Origin of the sequence: Phenylobacterium sp. (assembly GCF_031360265.1) — a bacterium.
Lineage (GTDB): Bacteria > Pseudomonadota > Alphaproteobacteria > Caulobacterales > Caulobacteraceae > Phenylobacterium.
Window position 1 is genome coordinate 31409 of sequence record NZ_JANMBF010000084.1, and the last position, 19543, is coordinate 50951.

Annotated in this window: 19 protein-coding genes; 6 read left to right on the top strand and 13 right to left on the bottom strand. The window is 68.2% G+C overall.

Annotated features, from left to right (window positions below):
• Positions 1-149: 149 nt before the first annotated feature.
• Positions 150-620, top strand: a complete 471-nt coding sequence (locus tag RMN86_RS07500; protein ID WP_309605210.1) for a DUF1203 domain-containing protein — start codon at positions 150-152, stop codon at positions 618-620.
• A gap of 37 nt (positions 621-657) precedes the next feature.
• Here RMN86_RS07500 and RMN86_RS07505 read toward each other — a convergent pair whose 3' ends face one another.
• The gene (locus tag RMN86_RS07505; RefSeq protein WP_309605211.1) at positions 658-1758 is read right to left on the bottom strand and encodes an alpha/beta hydrolase-fold protein; all 1101 of its coding nucleotides are present in this window, start codon (positions 1756-1758) and stop codon (positions 658-660) included.
• Positions 1759-1982: 224 nt separating this feature from the next.
• Here RMN86_RS07505 and uvrA point away from each other — a divergent pair, with 224 nt between their 5' ends.
• From uvrA to RMN86_RS07520, 3 genes are all read left to right on the top strand, one after another.
• Positions 1983-4883, top strand: coding sequence for an excinuclease ABC subunit UvrA (gene uvrA, locus RMN86_RS07510; protein ID WP_309605212.1), 2901 nt, complete (start codon positions 1983-1985; stop codon positions 4881-4883).
• Between the two features lie 69 nt (positions 4884-4952).
• Complete coding sequence (locus RMN86_RS07515; protein ID WP_309605213.1) at positions 4953-5309, top strand: DUF559 domain-containing protein; 357 nt, start codon at positions 4953-4955, stop codon at positions 5307-5309.
• A 63-nt stretch (positions 5310-5372) separates the two neighbouring features.
• Positions 5373-5999 (top strand): glutathione S-transferase family protein, encoded by a 627-nt coding sequence (locus tag RMN86_RS07520; protein ID WP_309605214.1) that lies wholly within the window; start codon positions 5373-5375, stop codon positions 5997-5999.
• Here RMN86_RS07520 and RMN86_RS07525 read toward each other — a convergent pair.
• Positions 5996-6814, bottom strand: coding sequence for a hypothetical protein (locus RMN86_RS07525; protein ID WP_309605215.1), 819 nt, complete (start codon positions 6812-6814; stop codon positions 5996-5998). The genes RMN86_RS07520 and RMN86_RS07525 overlap by 4 nt on opposite strands.
• A 14-nt stretch (positions 6815-6828) precedes the next feature.
• On the bottom strand, positions 6829-7755 hold the full coding sequence (locus RMN86_RS07530) for a hypothetical protein (protein ID WP_309605216.1): 927 nt from the start codon (positions 7753-7755) through the stop codon (positions 6829-6831).
• A 150-nt stretch (positions 7756-7905) separates the two neighbouring features.
• On the opposite strand from RMN86_RS07530, the gene trmFO reads away from it, so the two are divergent.
• Positions 7906-9384, top strand: a complete 1479-nt coding sequence (gene trmFO / locus RMN86_RS07535) for a methylenetetrahydrofolate--tRNA-(uracil(54)-C(5))-methyltransferase (FADH(2)-oxidizing) TrmFO (protein ID WP_309605217.1) — start codon at positions 7906-7908, stop codon at positions 9382-9384.
• On the opposite strand, the gene RMN86_RS07540 is transcribed toward trmFO, so the two are convergent.
• The 6 genes from RMN86_RS07540 to yajC all read right to left on the bottom strand — a co-directional run bounded on the left by RMN86_RS07540 (position 9322) and on the right by yajC (position 14139).
• Positions 9322-10020, bottom strand: coding sequence for a squalene/phytoene synthase family protein (locus RMN86_RS07540; protein WP_309605218.1), 699 nt, complete (start codon positions 10018-10020; stop codon positions 9322-9324). The genes trmFO and RMN86_RS07540 overlap by 63 nt on opposite strands.
• A gap of 99 nt (positions 10021-10119) precedes the next feature.
• Positions 10120-10734 (bottom strand): urate hydroxylase PuuD, encoded by a 615-nt coding sequence (locus RMN86_RS07545; RefSeq protein ID WP_309605219.1) that lies wholly within the window; start codon positions 10732-10734, stop codon positions 10120-10122.
• A gap of 68 nt (positions 10735-10802) precedes the next feature.
• Entirely contained in the window at positions 10803-11162 is a 360-nt protein-coding gene (locus RMN86_RS07550; protein ID WP_309605220.1) for an Mth938-like domain-containing protein, read from the bottom strand.
• Between the two features lie 12 nt (positions 11163-11174).
• Positions 11175-12140, bottom strand: a complete 966-nt coding sequence (gene secF, locus RMN86_RS07555; RefSeq protein WP_309605221.1) for a protein translocase subunit SecF — start codon at positions 12138-12140, stop codon at positions 11175-11177.
• 12 nt (positions 12141-12152) lie between these two features.
• Positions 12153-13757, bottom strand: a complete 1605-nt coding sequence (secD, locus tag RMN86_RS07560) for a protein translocase subunit SecD (protein ID WP_309605222.1) — start codon at positions 13755-13757, stop codon at positions 12153-12155.
• A gap of 16 nt (positions 13758-13773) precedes the next feature.
• On the bottom strand, positions 13774-14139 hold the full coding sequence (gene yajC, locus RMN86_RS07565; protein WP_309605223.1) for a preprotein translocase subunit YajC: 366 nt from the start codon (positions 14137-14139) through the stop codon (positions 13774-13776).
• Between the two features lie 128 nt (positions 14140-14267).
• Between yajC and RMN86_RS07570 the strand changes: the two genes are divergently transcribed.
• Positions 14268-15125 (top strand): ATP-binding protein, encoded by an 858-nt coding sequence (locus tag RMN86_RS07570; RefSeq protein WP_309605224.1) that lies wholly within the window; start codon positions 14268-14270, stop codon positions 15123-15125.
• Between the two features lie 9 nt (positions 15126-15134).
• Here RMN86_RS07570 and RMN86_RS07575 read toward each other — a convergent pair whose 3' ends face one another.
• The 4 genes from RMN86_RS07575 to serS form a co-directional block, all read right to left on the bottom strand.
• A complete protein-coding gene (locus RMN86_RS07575) occupies positions 15135-16673 on the bottom strand; it encodes a LysM peptidoglycan-binding domain-containing protein (protein WP_309605225.1) in 1539 nt (512 codons plus the stop codon).
• A gap of 109 nt (positions 16674-16782) precedes the next feature.
• Entirely contained in the window at positions 16783-17445 is a 663-nt protein-coding gene (locus RMN86_RS07580) for a protein-L-isoaspartate(D-aspartate) O-methyltransferase (RefSeq protein WP_309605226.1), read from the bottom strand.
• A 1-nt stretch (position 17446) separates the two neighbouring features.
• Positions 17447-18220 (bottom strand): 5'/3'-nucleotidase SurE, encoded by a 774-nt coding sequence (gene surE / locus RMN86_RS07585; RefSeq protein WP_309605227.1) that lies wholly within the window; start codon positions 18218-18220, stop codon positions 17447-17449.
• A complete protein-coding gene (gene serS, locus RMN86_RS07590) occupies positions 18217-19506 on the bottom strand; it encodes a serine--tRNA ligase (RefSeq protein WP_309605228.1) in 1290 nt (429 codons plus the stop codon). The genes surE and serS overlap by 4 nt, the downstream gene beginning before the upstream one ends.
• Positions 19507-19543 lie beyond the last annotated feature (37 nt).

A 19543-nucleotide genomic window follows, 5' to 3' on the forward strand; every position in this document is an offset into this window, starting at 1 on the left:
TGACCCAATACAGTCGCCGGTTTTCGCGAACCGCGAAACCGGGCTGACCTGAGGTGTGCTGGCCTTAGCGGCTTTCGGACATGTGTTGATTTCGCCCCATTGGCCCGGGGTCCCCGTGCGCCGATCTTCCGGGAAACAGGAGATCGCCCATGTCCTTCGTCGTCACCGGCCTGCCGCTCGAGCCGTTCCGCTCGCTGTTCGGGCTGTCCGACGCGGCCCTGACCGAGCGCGGGGTCATCCGCCGCACCGTGGACGCCAACCCCGGCTTTCCCTGCCGCGTCACCCTGGAGGACGCCCGGCCCGGCGAGACCGTCCTGCTGCTCAACTATGAGCACCAGAGCGCCGACACCCCCTATCGCGCCCGCCACGCGATCTACGTCAGCGAGCAGGCGCGCGAGACCCGCCGGGCGGTCGATGTGGTTCCCGGCGCGCTGCGGGTGCGCAAGGCCATCTCGCTGCGCGCCTTCGACGAGGCGGGCATGATGCTGGAGGCCGAGGTCGCGCCAGGAGATGGTCTGGAGCCGGTCATCGAACGCCTGCTCGCCCTCCCCGGCGTCATCTACCTGCACGCCCACGACGCCGCCATGGGCTGTTACGCCGCGCGCATCGACCGGGGCTGACGCCTTCGTCACATAGGTTGAGGCCCACCCTTTTTCGCTAGCGCACACGCGCCGCGACGGCGTCGATGCCAAGCGCGCGCAAGGAGACAGCCTCGCCACTCTTGAAGCGCACCTCACCCGGCTCGCTGTCGAGCGCGAAGACGTCATCTGACCGGGCGACAAGCTCACGCTGGGCGTAGCCGGGCATTTGCAGGAAGAACTGGTCTCCTCGGCGCTGGAACGTGACGACACGTCCGTCAGGCAGGCGGTAGTCACCAGCGTGAGCCTGGAGCGTCCTGGTGTCGAGCTTCACGGTCGGGGTTGGCGGCAGCAACCACGGGAAGGCATCCGGGATGAGTGCGGCGTAGTAGGTCAAGTGGCGGGCCGCCGCGTAGACGCGGCTTCTGACCACGAAACCAGACGGCGAGCTCGACAGTGCTTGGGCGAGCCTGGCCTCTCCATCGATCATCACCGGTACCTCAGCGCCACCCACAGACAGGTAGACGCGGCGGCCAGCGCCCTTCGACGCAACCCTGGCGACCCGCTCGACAATGTCGGGTTGCAGCCACACCGAAGGACTCGCGATCAGGTAGCCAGCGAAGGCGTCCGGCCTCTCGGCGAGCACGTTGGCGGCAAAGATCGCGCCCTCAGAGTGACCAAACAGGACCGCCCTCGTCGGATCGACCGGATAGCGGCTCTCGATGAACGGGCGCAGTTCGTCGAGCAGGAAGGCCTGGAACGCCGCCCCGCCGCCCGGAAACGTCCGGCCGTCGTACTTGGTCTGCAAATGCATCAGGTCGCTGTCGCGCATGCCATATTGTGCGGGCAGGTAGCCGACGGAGATCACAAAGGAAGGCTCCATGGCGCCTGAGCCGCCGAGCAGGGCTCCGAGTGGCCCGGCCACGCCATAGCCGCCGTCCAAGGCGTAGATCGCCGGGGCGCGGTGGCCGACGGCTGGAGGGCCAAAGGGCGGGGCTACCTCGATGAGAAAATTCCGGCCGACGCGCTCGGAATGCAGCACGAACTGGACGCCCCCCAGCTGCACTGTTGGCCCTTGGGAGACCACAGTAACCGCCGCCGAGACGCTGGCTGGCCGGGCGAAACCGAGCACGATGACGATCAGGGCCGCCAAACCGCCGAGCCGGAAAAAGGCATACATCGCGAACCGCTCCCACGCAGGGGTCCATGAAGACCAAGCTCCGTGAAGGGTCAATCGGATCCTCTCCGCGCACCCTGCCGCCAGCCTGGTGTCAGCAACATGGAGCTGACTTGCGCCAGAGCCAGTTTGTTCGCACTATGTTCCTGTGTTATCTCTGAGTCCCGGCACTACATTGGGGGCGCCGCCGGGCAACCGCCTGAGGCGCCGAGGGTTCCTGGGACAGCATGGCCGAACAGCTGAATTTCATCCGCGTGCGCGGCGCGCGCGAGCACAACCTGAAGAACGTCAGCGTGGACATTCCGCGCGGCGAACTGGTGGTGCTGACCGGCCTGTCGGGGTCGGGCAAGAGCTCGCTGGCCTTTGACACCATCTACGCCGAGGGACAGCGGCGCTACGTCGAGAGCCTGTCGTCCTATGCGCGCCAGTTCTTGGAGCTGATGAGCAAGCCCGACGTCGACCTGATCGAGGGCCTGTCGCCGGCGATCTCCATCGAGCAGAAGACCACCAGCCGCAACCCGCGCTCCACGGTCGGCACGGTGACCGAGATCCACGACTACATGCGCCTGCTCTGGGCCCGTGTTGGCGTGCCCTATTCGCCGGCCACCGGCCTGCCGATCGAGAGCCAGACCGTCTCGATGATGGTCGACAAGCTGACCGCATTGCCCGAGGGCGAGCGGCTCTATCTGCTGGCCCCCGTCGTCCGTGGCCGCAAGGGCGAGTACCGAAAGGAGATCGCCGAGTGGCAGAAGGCCGGCTTCCAGCGGCTGAAGATCGACGGCGAATTCTTCCCCATCGAGGACGCGCCAACCCTCGACAAGAAATTCAAGCACGACATCGACATCGTCGTCGATCGCCTGGTCACCAAGGCCGGCCAGGAAACCCGCTACGCCGATTCCATCGAGACCGCGCTGAAGCTGGCCGACGGCATCGCGGTTGCCGAATGGGCCGACAGACTCGAGGGCGAGGAAGAGCCCCGGCGCCTGCTGTTCTCCGAGAAATTCGCCTGCCCGGTCTCCGGCTTCACCATCAGCGAGATCGAGCCCCGGCTGTTCTCGTTTAACAACCCTTACGGCGCCTGCCCGGTCTGCGACGGCCTGGGCATGAAGCTGGCGTTCGACGCCGACCGGGTGGTCCCCGACAAGGACAAGACCCTGCACAAGGGCGCGATCTCGCCCTGGGCCAAGGGCCCCTCGCCGCTCTACACCCAGACCCTGCAGGCCCTGGCCCGGCACTACGAATTCTCGATGGACACCCCGTTCTGGAAGCTGCCCGACGAGGCCAAAAAGGTCATCCTGCACGGCTCCGGCGGCGACAAGATCCGCTTCATCTATGACGACAACGCCCGCAAATATGAGGTCAACAAGACCTTTGAGGGCGTGCTGCCGAACCTGGAGCGCCGCTGGCGCGAGACCGACTCGTCGTGGGTCCGCGAGGAGCTGGGCCGCTACCAGTCCGAAACGCCCTGCGAGGCGTGCGACGGCTACCGCCTGAAGCCGGAGGCGCTGGCGGTGAAGATCGCCGGCCAGCACGTGGGTCAGGTCAGCCACCTGTCGATCCGCCACGCCAAGGAATGGTTCGAGGGCCTGGAACCCCGGCTGACCGAGAAGCAGATGGAGATCGCGCGCAGGATCCTGAAGGAGATCGTCGATCGGCTGCGGTTCCTGGTCAATGTCGGCCTCGACTACCTGGACCTGTCGCGCGCCTCGGGCACGCTCAGCGGCGGCGAGAGCCAGCGCATCCGGCTGGCCAGCCAGATCGGCTCGGGCCTGACCGGGGTGCTCTACGTGCTCGACGAGCCGTCCATCGGCCTGCATCAGCGCGACAACGCCCGCCTGCTGGTCAGCCTCAAGGGCCTGCGCGACCTGGGCAATTCGGTGCTGGTGGTCGAGCACGACGAGGAGGCGATCCTGACGGCCGACTACGTCATCGACATGGGCCCGGCCGCCGGCGTCCACGGCGGCGAGGTGATCGCCCAAGGCTCGGCCGCCGACATCATGGCAGAGCCCCGCAGTCTGACCGGCCAGTACCTTTCCGGCGCCCGCGAGATCGAGGTGCCCCAGGAGCGCCGACCGATTTCCAGGAAGAACGTCCTGCGGGTGATCGGCGCCAACGGCAACAACCTGAAGAACGTCACCGCCGAGATCCCGCAAGGCACCTTCACCTGCATCACCGGGGTCTCCGGCGGCGGCAAGTCGACCTTCACCATCGAGACCCTCTACAAGGCCGCCGCGCGCCGGCTGCACAACGCCTCGGACGCGCCCGCGCCCTATGAGCGGATCGAAGGGTTGGAGCTCTTCGACAAGGTCATCGACATCGACCAGTCGCCGATCGGCCGCACGCCGCGGTCCAACCCGGCGACCTACACCGGAGCCTTTCAACCCATCCGCGACTGGTTCGCCGGCCTACCGGAATCCAAGGCCCGCGGCTATGGGCCGGGCCGGTTCAGCTTCAACGTCAAGGGCGGCCGCTGCGAGGCCTGCCAGGGCGACGGCCTGATCAAGATCGAGATGCACTTCCTGCCCGACGTCTATGTCACCTGCGATGTCTGCCACGGCCACCGCTACAACCGCGAGACGCTGGAAATCTTGTTCAAGGGCAAGAGTATCGCCGACGTTCTTGACATGACGGTCGATGAGGCCGCCGAGTTCTTCAAGGCCGTGCCGGTGCTGCGCGAGAAGATGCAGACCCTCAATCGCGTGGGCCTGGGCTACGTCAAGGTCGGGCAATCCTCGACCACACTGTCGGGCGGCGAGGCCCAGCGGGTGAAACTCAGCAAGGAGCTATCGCGCCGAGCCACGGGCAAGACCCTCTACATCCTTGACGAGCCGACCACCGGCCTGCACTTCGAAGACACCCGCAAGCTGCTGGAGGTGCTGCACGAATTGGTCGACCAGGGGAATACCGTGGTGGTCATCGAGCATAACCTTGACGTGGTGAAGACCGCCGACTGGGTGGTGGATTTCGGCCCGGAAGGCGGCGACGGCGGCGGCGAGATCGTGGCCACCGGCACCCCCGAACAGGTCGCCGCGACGTCCAGGAGCTGGACCGGGCGGTATCTGGCTGAGCTGTTGGAACGGCATGAGACGCGCAGAAAGGGTCGAGTTCGCAAGCTGGTGAGCGCATAATCATCGGACTTTTCCCTCCCCTCTATGGGGAGGGTGTCCCGCGCTTGCGCGGGACGGGTGGGCAGACCAATGACCGCCCACACACAGAAAGCTCTTCGCGCTCGCGACCTGCGCAACGCGATGACCGAACCGGAAATAATCCTCTGGTCGCGGCTGAAGACGTTGAGAAGCCAGGGCTTTCATATCCGCCGGCAGGTCCCCATTCGAGGCGACTACCTCGACTTCGCCTGCCTGGCTCGTCGGCTGGTGATCGAAGTCGATGGTGGGCATCACAGTGAAGCCGCTCAAGCGGCCCATGACGCAGTCCGTGACGACGTCCTGCGACGCGAAGGCTTTCGCGTCCTGCGGTTCTGGAACAGCGCCGTTCGCCAAAACCTTGATGGCGTGATTTACTCCATCATGGCGGCGCTTAAAGGCGGGGATTAGGCGCAGGTCTCCTCACCCGGCTGTCGCTTCGCTCCAGCCACCCTCCCCATAAAGGGGAGGGAAATGAAAGACCCCGGAATGATCCTCTACGGCGCGCCGAACCCCGCCCCCAATCCGCGCCGCGTGCGCATCTTCCTGGCGGAGAAGGGTATCGATCTGCCGGAGACGCGGATCGACATGATGAAACGCGAGCACAAGTCGCCGGAGTTCCGCGCCAAGAACACGCTGGGCCAGGTGCCGGCCCTGGAGCTCGACGACGGCACGGTGATCGCCGAGACCGTGGCCATCTGCCGGTACTTCGACGAGGTGCAGCCGCAGCCGCCGATGTTCGGGACGACGCCGGTGGAAAAGGCCCTGGTCGACATGTGGGTGCGGCGCGTCGAGTTCACGACGATGACCCCGGTGGGCAACTTCTGGCGCCACGCCCACCCGCGCACGGCGGCGCTGCTGACCCAGTTCAAGGACTTCGGGGAAAGCAACACCGAGACCTTCAAGGGCGCGCAGAAGTATCTGGACCGCGAGCTGGAGGGTCGAACCTGGCTGACCGGCGAGACCTATTCGATGGCTGACATCTGCCTGTTGACCACCCTCGACTTCGCCGGTTGGATCGGCCTGCCTCTGGAGCCGGAGCATGCGAATCTGAAAGCCTGGCGCGATCGCGCCTCGGCCCGGCCGAGCGCGACCGCCTAGTCGGGGTCCCTGAGCGCCCGGTAGACCGCGACGAACGGCGCCTGGGCGATCACCAGGAACACCGGCGCGAGCGCCAGTTCGGCGACGATCTGCAGGGCGTAGCGGCCCGGATGGGCGACCAGGCTCTCAGCGCCAGACAGCCCCAGGTCATCGAAGCCGGTCAGAAGGCCGCCCAGGACAAACAGCGCCAGCCAGATCGCCGCGCCGATCACCGCCAGCAGGCTCGCAACCAGCAGCGCCATGCCCAGCAGGAGCCAGGCGTTTCCCCGGCTGAGCCGCCAGGCGGGCGCCATCGGCACGCCGCCCTCGACGAAGCCGATCACCGGAACCAAGGCGAACCGCAAAGCCACGCCGAGCACCAGGACCATCCCGACGGCGGCGCACAGCATCGCCAGCGGCAGGGACCGCTCGCCCACGGCGCCTACCCCGAGCGTAACGGCGAAGGCCAGAGGCGCGAGCGCCACCGCCGGCGCCAGAAAGCCCACAAACACCCTGAGCTCTGTGCGACCCAGCCGCAGGTGCAGAAACCCGGGCTCCGTCGGACGCAGCATCAACCGGTAGAGCCCGGTCACGATGACCACCTGCGTCAGGCCATAGCCCAGGGCCGCGATGGCGCCGCTCACCTGACCGGCGAGCTGGGGTCGAAGGCTGGCCCCGCCCACAGTGGCGAACGACACCAGGACGATCACCGTCGTTGTGACCATGGCGACCATGGCCAGGAGGTTGAAGGCCGCCCAGCCGACCACCACCCGCCAATGTCGGGCGATCACCTGAAACCCCTCCAGCGCCGCGTCGCCTGGCGAGAACCTGCTCATCGGGTTGCGGGCGATCAGCCGGCCTCGGTCTGGGCCGTCAGCGGCTGGCCGGGCGGGACGCCGTGCAGGTGCCGGTAGGCGACCGCACCGGGGGCGGCGATCACGGCATAGTAGAGCGCGCTGAACACGCTGCCGATCAGCATGTAGGCGATCAGGCCGAGGTTGAAATAGGTGCGGAACGAGGTCTCGTCGGGCGAGAAGATCGCGGCAAGATCTGAGAGTTGCCGGCCGGTCATCAGCAACACCACACCGGCCACGCCGGTGAACACCACCAGGGCCAGGAACCCGACCACGGCGATACAGGCCAGCGCCAGGGCATAGGCGCCGAACAGCCGCCAGAAATGCCCCCGGGTCAGCGACCAGGATTCGAACACCGCCAGCCGCCGCTCGGCGAACGTCGCCACCGGCGCCAGCGACAGCCGCACCAACACGAAGACCACCAGACCCAGCGAGAACAACTCCGCCACCCCGCCCAGGAAGATCGCCGCCCCCTGGCCACCGATGGCCGCCAGCCCGGCGATCATCGCCGCGCCCAGGGTCACGCCGACCAGCAGGCCGATGATCAGGACGACATAGATCAGCGTCAGCGCCATGAGCCGAAGCTCGTCGGCGCCCAGCCGCAGATAGCCGAACGGGGTGTCGTCGTGGCGCAGGATCAGCCGATAGACGGCCGCGGCCATGATGCACTGGACCGCCAGGCCCAGGACCAGGATCGGGGCGACGGCGATCAGGGCGTCGATGAGCTTTGCCGCGTCCGGCGTCTCGTCGGCGCGCAGGGTCTCCAGGCCATGGCGCACCTCGGCGGGCATCAGCACCGTGACGATGGCGCCGAGCACGCTGATCAGCAGCGAGACCCCGACCCAGACGCCGAAGGCCCGCGGATTCTCCCGCGTGATGCGGAACCCTTCCAACGCGGCATCTAAGGGATTGAACGCCGACATTTTCGATCCCAGACCCAACTCGACTACGAAGGCCCGACGTGACCTCACAGGAACGAGTCGGCCTCCCCTTCGGATACAAGGTGCGACCGGGCCCCGTCGCGTGCAAGGGCCCGCTCGCAATCTCGGCGGATCGTTGCTAGTTCGCCACGCATGACGCGCGCAATTTCTTCCGATCCTGTGAACGCCCAGCCGGTGCACGTGGTGGGCGGCGGCCTCGCGGGCTCAGAGGCCGCCTGGCAGATCGCCAGGGCTGGCGTGCCGGTGGTGCTGCACGAGATGCGACCGGTGCGCGGCACCGACGCCCATCACACCGACCAGCTGGCCGAACTGGTCTGTTCCAACTCCTTCCGGGCCGACGACTGGACCGCCAACGCCGTCGGCCTGCTGCATGCGGAGATGCGGCGCCTGGACTCCATCATCCTGTCCTGCGGCGACGCCCACCAGGTGCCCGCCGGCGGGGCGCTGGCGGTGGACCGTGACGGGTTCGCCCAGGCCGTCACCCAACGGCTGGAGGCCCATCGCCTGGTGACCATCGCGCGTGAGGAGATCGCCGGCCTGCCGCCCGCCAACTGGTCGAGCGTGATCGTCGCCACCGGCCCCCTCACCTCCCCGGCCCTGTCGGCCGCCATCCTGGAGCTGACCGGCGAGGGCGAGCTTTCGTTCTTCGACGCCATCGCCCCCATCGTGCACCTCGAGAGCGTCGACATGGGGGTGGCCTGGCGCCAATCGCGCTACGACAAGGAAGGTCCCGGCGGGGACGCCGCCGCCTACATCAACTGCCCAATGGACAAGGCGCGCTACGAAGCCTTCATCGACGCGCTCCTGGCCGGCCCCAAGTCAGAGTTCAAGGATTGGGAGCACGTCCCCTATTTCGACGGCTGCCTGCCAATCGAGGTGATGGCCGAGCGCGGCCGCGAGACCCTGCGCCACGGGCCGATGAAGCCGGTCGGCCTGACCAACGAGCATGACCCGCAGACCAAGGCCTGGGCAGTGGTCCAGCTCAGGCAGGACAATGCTCTGGGCACCCTGTGGAACATGGTGGGCTTCCAGACCAAGCTGAAGCACGCCGCCCAGGCCGAGGTGTTCCGGATGATTCCCGGACTGGAAAAGGCGGTGTTCGCCCGGCTGGGCGGCCTGCACCGCAACACGTTCCTGAACAGCCCTCGCCTGCTGGACGGTTCGCTGCGGCTGAAGGCTGATCCGCGCCTGCGGTTTGCCGGCCAGGTGACCGGCGTCGAGGGCTATGTTGAAAGCGCCGCCATCGGCCTGCTGGCCGGCCGCTTCGCCGCGGCCGAGCGCCTGGGCAAGGCCGTGACGCTTCCGCCACCGACCACGGCCCTGGGCGCCCTGATCGGCCACATCACCGGCGGGCATCTGAACGGCGGCCCCCATGTCGGAATTGGGGGCTCGTTCCAGCCGATGAACATCAACTATGGCCTCCTGCCGCCACTGGAGGGCCCCAGGCACGGCCCCGACGGCAAACGCCTGCCGCACAAAGAGCGCGGCCGGGCGAAGAAGCGGCTAATGGGCGAACGCGCGCTGGCCGACCTCGACGCCTGGAGCGGCTCAGATACGTCCTCGGGCCACGCTCAGGGTGAGCCGCAGGCGCCGCGCGAGGTCGTGGGTTGACGGCCGGCCCGCCAGCGCGGCGTGGGCAACGGCGGGGAAAGCCGCCAAGCTGAGCCCCCGACAGGCGCTGCGCGCGGCGTGGATCACCTTCAGGAACGTCGGGCGAAGCTCAGGGGTATCGGCCAGCCGCTTGCCCAGCGCCCAGGCCGAGCCGCCGGCCAGCGCCATCTTCGCTTCCGTCGCAGGGTCGAGAATCCGCGCGGCCAGCTGGGCGCACACGCCGCCGGTATCGCGCGCCCAGTCCAGCGCCTCGGCCTCGCTCATCGCGGCCGCGTCGAGTTCGCGGTAGCGGGCGTCGATCAGGGTCTCCAGCTGGGTCCGGTCGAGACCGTGGCGCGCCACCGCCTGGGCCAGGGCCTGGGCGGTGGGGTGGCGCCGCACCGGCCGTCCTTCGAAGATCTCGTCCAGCGCCTCGCGCCACCAGGTCAGCCGGATTTCCCCCAGCAGGGCGTTGGAGGCGACCCTGGGCGCGCGGGCCAGCTCGTTGTCGAAGGCGTAGAGCGCGATGACGTCGGCGCGCGCGGCCGGATCGCCGATGAACCGGCTGGACAGCCAGCGGTCCGGGTCGATCCGACGCACCAGGGCGTCCAGGTCCCCGGTGTCCATGGCGGACGCCTCGTCGCCGATCGAGCTCATGGACGGAAAGGCGCCATCGGGGCAGACGCTGATGAAACGGTCGCGCTCATGAAAAGGCCCGCCGGTTCAGGCGGGCCTTCGCAACACGTTTCGTCGCGATCAGCCGAAGATCGTCTGCGACATGGTCATGGCGACCAGCATCGGCAGCGACAGCAGCAGGTTGGTGCGCGAGCCCAGCATCGCCATCCTGGCCGATTTGGCCTTGGTGTCGGCATCGGCCTCGACGAGGCCCAGCGCGCGCTTCTGGTTCGGCCAGATGATGCCCCAGACGTTGAGCATCATGATAATCCCCAGCCACATACCCAGTCCCAACAGGGCGTACTGCTTGTGGCTGGCCGGATCGGCCCCGCCCGCCAGGCCGAACGACAGGGTCTGGACGAGGTAGTGGCGGCCCCCGGCGATCGCCAGGCCCATGATCACCGTCGCCAGCGCCGACCAGCGAAACCAGAACAGCGCCTCGGGCGCGATATATTTGGTGACCCCAGGCTTCAGCTCGGCGGGCACCGCCGGCATCACCCGGATCTGCACGAAATTGAAATAATAGAGCAGGCCGATCCACAGGATGCCGAAGACCACATGCATCCAGCGGAAAACGGCCACGAAGAAGACCTCGCCGGCCCCTTGCGGACCCTGCGAATAGGCCCAGATCATCACCCCGGCCAGAACCAGGCCGACGATGAAGGTGTTGCGGAAGTTGGAAAGTAGTCCGGCCATGGTCTTGCCCTCGCGATTCCTGCCCTGAACCGCTGGTATAGGTCCTTTCCGCGCGCGCGGAAACCACATCAGACGGCGATCAGCGCCGCGGCCAGCCGGCGGCCTTCCGAGGTCAGCACATTGTAGAGCCGGGCCGCGGCCGCGGTGTCCATGAACTCCAGGCCCAGGCCGGCCGCCAGCAGGGCCTCGCGGATCGCCCGCGACGGCTGGGCGTTGCGGGACCCCACGCCCAGCAGCAGGAACTCGACCTCGGCCCGGCCGGCGGCGAACACCGGTTCCAGCGCGGCCACGCTCAGCTGGGCTAGGTCGGTGACCGGCCAGGGCCGGGCCACGTCGCTGACGATCAGCAGCGAGCCCGCATGCCAGTCGCCCGAGAGCCGGAACCCGCCTGCGCCGAAGGCGTCGATGGAAGGCGCGTCGCGGGACATGCGGCTGGCGCCCTAGCGGACGGTGGCGGGCTTCAGCGGCTCGGCGTCCTCGTCGGCGCGCTTGACGCCCCACAGCAGGATCACCGGGGCTGCGATATAGATCGAGGAATAGGTGCCGATACCGATGCCGAACAGCATGATCACCGATAGGCCGTAGAGCGAGGGCCCGCCGAACACCGCCAGGGCCACCAGGGCCAGCACCGCGGTCATGCTGGTGATGATGGTCCGGGTCAGCATCTCGTTGATCGACATGTCGATCACCTCGCCCACCGGCATGCGCTTGTATTTGCGCAGATTCTCGCGGAACCGGTCGAACACCACGACGGTGTCGTTCATCGAATAGCCGATGATCGTCAGGATCGCGGCCACCGCGCGCAGGTCGAATTCGATCCGCAGGATGGCGATCATGCCGAACGTCAGGAAGACGTCGTGGAACAGGGCGGCCACCGCGCCCAGGCCGAACTGGAGCTCGAAGCGGAACCAGATGTAGAGCAGCATCGCCAGGATCGCCAGGCCGAGGCCCAGCAGGCCCTTGCCGAACAGCTCGCTGGAAACCTTTGGCCCGACCAGGTCGGTGCGCACGAAGCGGACCGCGCCCAGGGTCTGGGTGAGCCGCTGCTCGACGCGGGTCACCGTGGCGCTGGCGTCGGCGCCGGGGGCGACCTGGAACCGGACCATTGCCGAGGAGGGCGCCCCGAAGCCCACCACCTGGACGTCACCGATGCCCATGCCACCCAGCGCAGCGCGGGCGCGGGCCAGGTCGACCGCCTTGGGCGCGGTGGTGATCTCCAGCACCGTGCCGCCCTTGAAGTCGATGCCGCAGGCCAGGCCCCCGCACGGCGGGGTAAACGGATAGAGGGTCAAGGCCAGCGAGCCGATCACCGCGATGATCGAAAGCGTCGCGAACAGCCGCGACAGGCGCACGAAGCGAAAGTGCGTGCGGACCGGAAGAACCTTGATCAGGGGCCAGAATTTCATGGGCGCGGTCCCTCAGGCGATCGGCAGGGTCTTCGGGCGGGTGGCGCGGAACCACCAGGCCAGAAGCACTTGGGTGACGAGGACCGCCGAGAACACGGTGGTCAGAACGCCGAAGAACAGGGTCCAGGCAAAGCCCTTCACCGGCCCGGAGCCCAGGCTGAACATGATCGCCGCCGAGAAAATGTGGGTCATGTTGGCGTCGAAGATGGTCCCCCAGGCGCGCGCGAAGCCCGCCTCCATCGAGGCGATCAGGGTGCGGCCGGCGCGCAGTTCGTCGCGCATCCGCTCATAGATCAGCACGTTGGCGTCCACCGCCACGGCCAGCGTCAGGATCAGGCCGGCGATGCCCGGAAGCGTCAACGTCGCCTGGGTGAAGCTCATCACCCCGATGATCATCAAAGCGTTGACCGCCAGGGCGATCAGCGAGATGCCGCCGAACAGGCCGCCATAGATCAGCAGCATGAACACCATGGTGGCCACCAGGCCGACGATGGCCGAGGTGGCGCCGGCCTGCACGGCGTCGGCGCCCAGCTCGGCGCCGACGGTGCGCTGTTCCTCGACTTTCAGCGGCGCCGGCAGGGCGCCGGCGCGCAGCAGCACCGACAGGTCATTGGCGCTTTCGGCGGTGAAGTGCCCGGTGATCTGGCCCGAGCCGCCGGTGATCGCCGACTGGATGACCGGCGCCGAAATGACCTTCCGGTCGAGAACGATGGCGAACCGCTTGCCGAGGTTCTGGCGGGTGACGTCACCGAACCGCCGCGCGCCGATGCCGTTGAAGCGGAACGACACCAGCGAGCCGCCGCCGTTCTGGTCGAAGCCCGGCTGGGCGTTGGTCAGCATCTCGCCGGTGACCACCGAGCGCTTCTTGACGACGTAGCTCCCCGTGAATCCGTCGGTGGAGGGCAGCACTTCGTCGCCCGGCGGAATGCGGCCGGCGGCGGCCTCCTGCGGCGAGGCCTCCTCGTCGACCATCTGGAAGGTCAGTTTGGCGGTCTGGCCGATGACATTCTTCAGCCGCTCGGGATCGCTTTCGCCGGCCGCCTGGATGACGATGCGGTCCTTGCCCTGGCGGGCGATGTCCGGCTCCTTGGTGCCCATCTGGTCGATGCGCCGGCGGATGATCTCGATCGACTGCTCGACGGCGCGGGAGACCTCCGCGTCGAAGGCGTCGGCGACGAAGGCCACGCGCAGCCGCTGGTCTGGTGCGGTGGAAACCTGCGTCTCGCGGCCGCCGGCCGCGCCCGGCAGCGCGCCGCCCACGGAGCTGCGAAGCAAGCTCGCGGCGGCGTCGAACTGGCCGGGGTCGGTGATCCGCACGCCGATCTCGCCGCCCACCACCGCCAGATCGGTGAAGGCGATGTCCTTTTCCCGCAACGAAGACCGCACATCCTCGGCCAGGTTGTTCAGCCGCTCGTTGCGCAGCGCCACCGTGTCCACCGAATAGAGCAGATAGGAGCCGCCCTGCAGGTCGAGGCCGAGCTTCAGCGTGTTCTTCGGCATGAACGCCGGCAGGCCGTCGCGCACTTTGGCGGGCAACAGGTTCGGCAGCGTGAACAGGAGGCCCAGGACCGTCGCCAGGACGACGAGGACCACCTTCCAGCGGGCGAGATTCATCATGGCGGGGGCTTGGGCCTCAGGTCTTGGAGTCGTTGGCCGGGGCCGGGGCGCCGCGGGTCTGGACCTCGGCGATCATGCCCTTGCGCACCTTGATGGTGACCCCCGTGGCGATCTCCACGCCGACCTCGGTCTCTTCGACCCGGACGACCTTGCCCAGGACTCCCGACGACAGCACCACGGTATCGCCGCGCTTGATCGCGCCAAGGGTCGCCTGGTGATCCTTCGCGCGCCGCTGCTGCGGGCGGATCATCAGGAAATAGAACAGCACGACCAGGGCCACCAGCGGCAGGATCGAGCCGATCGGTCCCGACAGGAAACTGGCGATCTCCCCTTGAGGCGCGGCGGCGCCGGCGGCTTGGGCATAGGCTGGGGTGGCGAACATGGCCTCTCCGGAAATGGGCGCGGACGCGGGCCTTTCTGAAGGCCCCCGCTCGAAGTCGGCGGAAGCTATGCGTTGCGACCCCGATTTGCAATGGAACGCACCCAGGTCAGGGTTTAAGCGTCGCGGCGATGACCCATGAGCTTGAGCCTGTGCTGGGGCGGATCGCCGAGGCCCTGGAGCGCCTGGCGCCCGCGCGACCGCCGGAGCCGGCGTTTTCGGCCGCGCGACTGTTCCGCCATGATCCGGCCAGCGGCGTCTTCCATCCCGCTCCGGACTATCCCCTGCCGCTGGCCGCCCTGGTGGGAATCGACCGGCAGAAAGAGCGGTTTGTCGAGAACCTGCGCCGGTTCGCCGGCGGCCTGCCCTGCAATCACGCCCTGCTCTGGGGCGTTCGCGGGACCGGCAAGAGCTCGCTGGCCAAGGCCGCCTTCATGGCCGTGGCGACTGAGACGCCCGAGCTCAAGCTGGTGGAGGTCGACCGCGACCAGGTGACCGCGCTGCCCGGCCTGTTCGACCGCCTGCGCGCACGGCCGCAGCGGTTTGTGGTGCTCTGCGACGATCTGTCCTTCGAGGAGGGCGCGGCCGCCGCCAAGGCGTTGAAGTCGGCGCTGGAGGGCGGGGTCTCGGGACCGCCGGCCAATGTGCTGTTCGTCGCCACCTCCAACCGCCGCCACCTGATGCCCAGATCCCACGGGGAAAAAAGCGGCCACGCGGAGGGTCGCGGCCTGATCGCGCTGGCCGAGGACACCGAGGAGGAGGTCAGTGTCTCCGACCGCTTCGGCCTGTGGATCGGCTTCCCGCCCATGGACCAGCCGACCTATCTGGAGGCGGTGAAGGGCTATGCCAAACGCTATCGGCTGAAGGCGCCGGACCTGGAGCGCCGCGCCCTGCAATGGGCCCAGTTGCGCGGCGCCCGCTCCGGCCGCGTCGCCTGGCAATTCATCCGCGACCTGGCGGGGGAACTGGGCAAGACCCTGCCGCTGTAGGCGGTCCCCCTACCTCGGCAGCACCAATTTCGGGTCGACAGGGCGGGCGCGTTCCAGGGGGTTGGGGGCGTAGCGGACCTCGAAGTGCAGTTGCGGCTCGGAGACTCCGCCCGAGACGCCGGCCTGGCCGATCTGCTGACCCTGCACGACCTTCTGCTGCATCTTCACATCGACGTGACTGAGGTGGCCATAGGCCGTGACCCAGCCGTCGGCGTGCTTGACCAGCACCAGGTTGCCGAAGCCCGGCACCTGGTCGCCAGCATAGACCACGTCGCCGTCGGCCGCCGAGCGCACGGCCGCGCCGCTGTCGGCGCGGATATTGATACCGTCGTTGCGCTGGCCGCCGTCCCTGGGGCCGAACTCGGAGATCAGATCACCGCGGATCGGCCAGCTGAAGCGGCCCTTGCCCAGCTGCGAGACCTGGGCGTCGCTGGGCGCAGGCGTTGACCCCGGCACGACCGCCGGCGGGACGTAGATCCGCTGGGGGGATCCGGACGGCTGATAGGGTTGCGGGTGCGACGGCAGGTCGGACGCGCGCTGGGTGGTGATCGCCTCGTCGCGCGGTGGCTCCGCCGGGCGCGGATAGCTCCGCGAGGGACGCTCGACAACCGCGCCGGGCTCGGCGGCGCGCAAGGGTCCGTGGTCGCGATATCCGGACGGCAGGCGCAGTTTCTGGCCGGGCTTGAGGCGCGTGCGGCGCGACAGGCCGTTCTCGGCGCGCAGGCGTTCGACGCTGACGCCGAAACGCTGAGCGACCAGGGCCAGGGTGTCGCCCGGCCCCGCCACATAGCCCTTGGCCGAGATGCCCGGACCGCGCAGCACCTGGCCGGGACGCAGCGCCGAGCTCTTCAGATGATTGTCGCCCTTCAGGCTGTCGATGTCGGTATCCAGCTTGCGGGCGATCTTCTCCAGGGTGTCGCCCTTGCGGACCCGGTAGGGTGCGCCGCGACCCTCGATATTGACCAGCCGGCCGGTGACACTACGACCGCCCGTGACGGGCAGGTCCGCGGCGTCGTCGGGGCCAGGCGCGGTCGCGTGACGCCCGCGCGCGCCCTTGGCCGGCGCCCCATCGTCCCGCGTCTCGACCGCCGGCGGCGCGCCCTCCGCGCCGGGAATACGCAGTTTCTGGCCGGTCTGCAGCGTGGTCTTCAGCGACAGGCCATTGGCGGTGCGCAGGTCCTCGATCGACACGTGGAACCGCTTGGCGATCGAGAACAGCGTGTCCCCACGGACCACCGCATAGGCCTTCTTGGCCGCGCGCGGGCCGTGCAGCACGTCGCCCGGCTGAATCACGGCGGATTTCAGCCCGTTCAGCGCCTTCAGATCCTCGACGGTGGTGTCGAGCTTGTCGGCGATCTTTTCCAGGGTGTCGCCCTTGCGGACGACATAGGCTCCGCGGTCGCCGGCGACGCCGACGACCTTGCCGTTGGCGGCCACAGGCTTGGCGGCATGATGGTGGTGGCGGTGCGAGCGCGCCTCGGCGGGACCGGCGCAGAGCGCGCTGGTGGCCAGAAGCATCAGGGCCGATCGCTGGAGAAATTGCGTCATCGCCGCTCCGGAAGAAGATGTGGAATGAGTCGGGGCGTTAGGGTTGATGATGAGTTAACCGCCCCCGTCGCGCCAACCCGCAAACTGGCTGAGGGTCAGCACGTCTTCGTTAGAGTTCCTTGGCCACCCCATCGAGCAGCGGCACGAAGCGGACGTCGGTCAGGGCCTCGATCACAAACCCACCCTTACCGTCACCCGTGTAGCGCCGCAGGCTCTGCACCGGCCCCTTGCCGATGGGTGCGACGAGCACGCCCCCCGGCTTAAGCTGGGCCAGCAGGGCCTTGGGTTCATCTGACGCCGCGGCTGTGACCATAATGCGGTCAAAGGGCGCCTGTTCGGGCCAGCCTTCCCCGCCATCGCCAAACCGGGTGATCACATTGGTCAGACCCAGCGTCTTGAAGCGCTCTTCGGCGTCGCGCATCAGGGTGCGGTAGCGCTCCACCGTATAGACCAGCCGCGAGAGCTTGGAGAGAATCGTCGTCTGGTAGCCTGAGCCGGTGCCGATCTCCAGCACCCGGTCGCGTTTGTCGACCCTCAGCGCCTGGGTCATCAGGCCGACGATGAACGGCTGGCTGATGGTCTGACCGCAGGCGATCGGCAGGGCCGAGTCCTCGAAAGCGCGGTCCTTGAACAGGTCCTGGGTGAACAGCGGCCGGGGCGTGGTCTCGATGGCGCCCAGCACCGCCGGCTCGGTGACGCCCTGCGAGCGCAGCGCCAGGATCAGGCGGGCCAGCTGCGTCTCGTGAGTGTCCTTGTGCGGGAGCTTGGCCATGTCAGAGCTTCGGCGGGACGCCGCCCAGCACCGCTTTCAGCGCACGAACGCTGGGCATGTGGGTCAGGTCGATGTGCAGCGGGGTCACCGAGATGCGGCCCTCGTAGAGCGCGCGCAGGTCCGTACCCTCGGCGGGCTTGGACCGCTCCTGGCGGAACCCCATCCAGTAGTAGTCGCGGCCGCGCAGGTCGGTGCGCTTCTCGGCGTGGCGTATGTGGGCGTCGCGGAAGCCCTGCCGGGTGACCTCCACCTCGGTGATCGACGCCACCTCCCCGTTCGGAAAGTTGATGTTCATCACCACGTCGTCGGCCCAGCCGGCCTCCAACAACGCCTTGATGATCCCCGGCGCGAAGGCTTCGGCCGGCGCGTAGCTGGCGTCCGGCTCATAGAATCCCATCTGCGATAGCGCGATGCCCGGCACGCCCAACGCCATGGCCTCGATGGCGCCGGCCACCGTGCCCGACATGGTCACGTCCTCGGCCAGGTTCGCGCCGCGATTGACGCCCGACAGCACCAGGTCGGGCCGCTTGCCCTCGACCAGGGTGTTGAGGCCCATCAGCACGCAGTCGGTGGGCGTGCCCGTGGTCGAAAACCGCCGCGCGTCCAGTCGCCGCACGCGGATCGGGTCCGCCAGGGTGAGCGCCCGCCCGGCGCCCGACTGCTCGTATTCCGGTGCGCAGATCCAGACATCGTCGGAGAGGCAGGCCGCGATCCGCTCCAGCGCCGCCAGCCCCTCAGCATGGATCCCGTCGTCGTTGGTGAGCAGGATCCTCAAGCGGCCTTGCCCCCGATGTGGGTCAGGCCGGGCAGGTAGGGATGCAGCGCCTGCGGAATGGCGATGCGGCCGTCCTCGTCCTGATAGTTCTCCATCAGCGCCACCAGGGTGCGGCCGACCGCAAGACCCGAGCCGTTCAGGGTGTGGACGAAGCGCGCGCCCTTTTCCCCAGGCGCCTTGGTGCGGGCGTCCATGCGCCGGGCCTGAAAATCCCCGCAGTTGGAGCAGGAGCTGATCTCGCGATAGCGTCCTTCCGACGGCAGCCAGACCTCCAGGTCGTAGGTCTTCTTCGCCCCGAACCCCATGTCGCCGGTGCAGAGCAACATGGTGCGGAACGGCAGCTCCAGCCGCTTGAGGATCGCCTCGGCGCAGCCGACCATCCGCTCGTGCTCGGCCTCGGACTGTTCGGGCTCGACGATGGAGACCAGTTCGACCTTGTAGAACTGGTGCTGGCGGATCATCCCGCGCGTGTCGCGCCCCGACGCGCCGGCTTCGGAGCGGAAGCAGGGCGTCAGCGCGGTGTAGCGGAGCGGCAGGTCGTCCTGCGGGACGATCTGGCCCATCACCAGACTGGTCAGCGGCACTTCCGCCGTCGGGATCAGCCAGCGGCCGTCGGTGGTCTGGAAGAGGTCGTCGGCGAACTTCGGCAGCTTGTCGGTGCCATAGGCCGAAGCGTCATTGACCAGCAGCGGCGGCGAGACCTCGGTGTAGCCATGCTCGGTGGTCTGGAAGTCCAGCATGAACTGGCCAAGCGCCCGCTCCAGCCGCGCCAATTCGCCCTTCAGCACCACGAACCGCGCGCCGCTCATGCGCGTCGCCGCCTCGAAATCCAGAAGCCCCAGGCCCTCGCCCAGGTCGACGTGGTCCTTCGGGTTGGAGATCGCGAACGGCGTCCCCCAGCGGCGGACCTCGATGTTGTCGTGCTCGTCCTTGCCGGCCGGCACGTCGGGCGCCGGAATGTTCGGCAGCCCGGCCAAAAGGTCGTTCAGCGCCTGGCCCGCGACCCGCTCGGCCTCGCTCTCGGTGTCCAGCCGGGCCTTCAGCGCCTCGACCTGAGCCATCAGGCGCGCGGCCCGCGCCTCGTCCCTGGCGGCCTTGGCGGCGCCGATCTGCTTGGACGCGTCGTTGCGCTCAGCCTGTGCCGACTGCCAGGCGGTCTGGGCGGCGCGCAACCGGCCATCGAGGTCGAGGATCCGCGCCACCAGTTCGGCTCCGGACAGCCCTTTCGCGTCCCAGCCTTTGACGTAGGGCTCGGGCGTCTCGCGAAGGGCTCGGATATCGTGCATGGCGGCCGCAAGGTGGGAGGGAAGCGGCTCTCTCTAG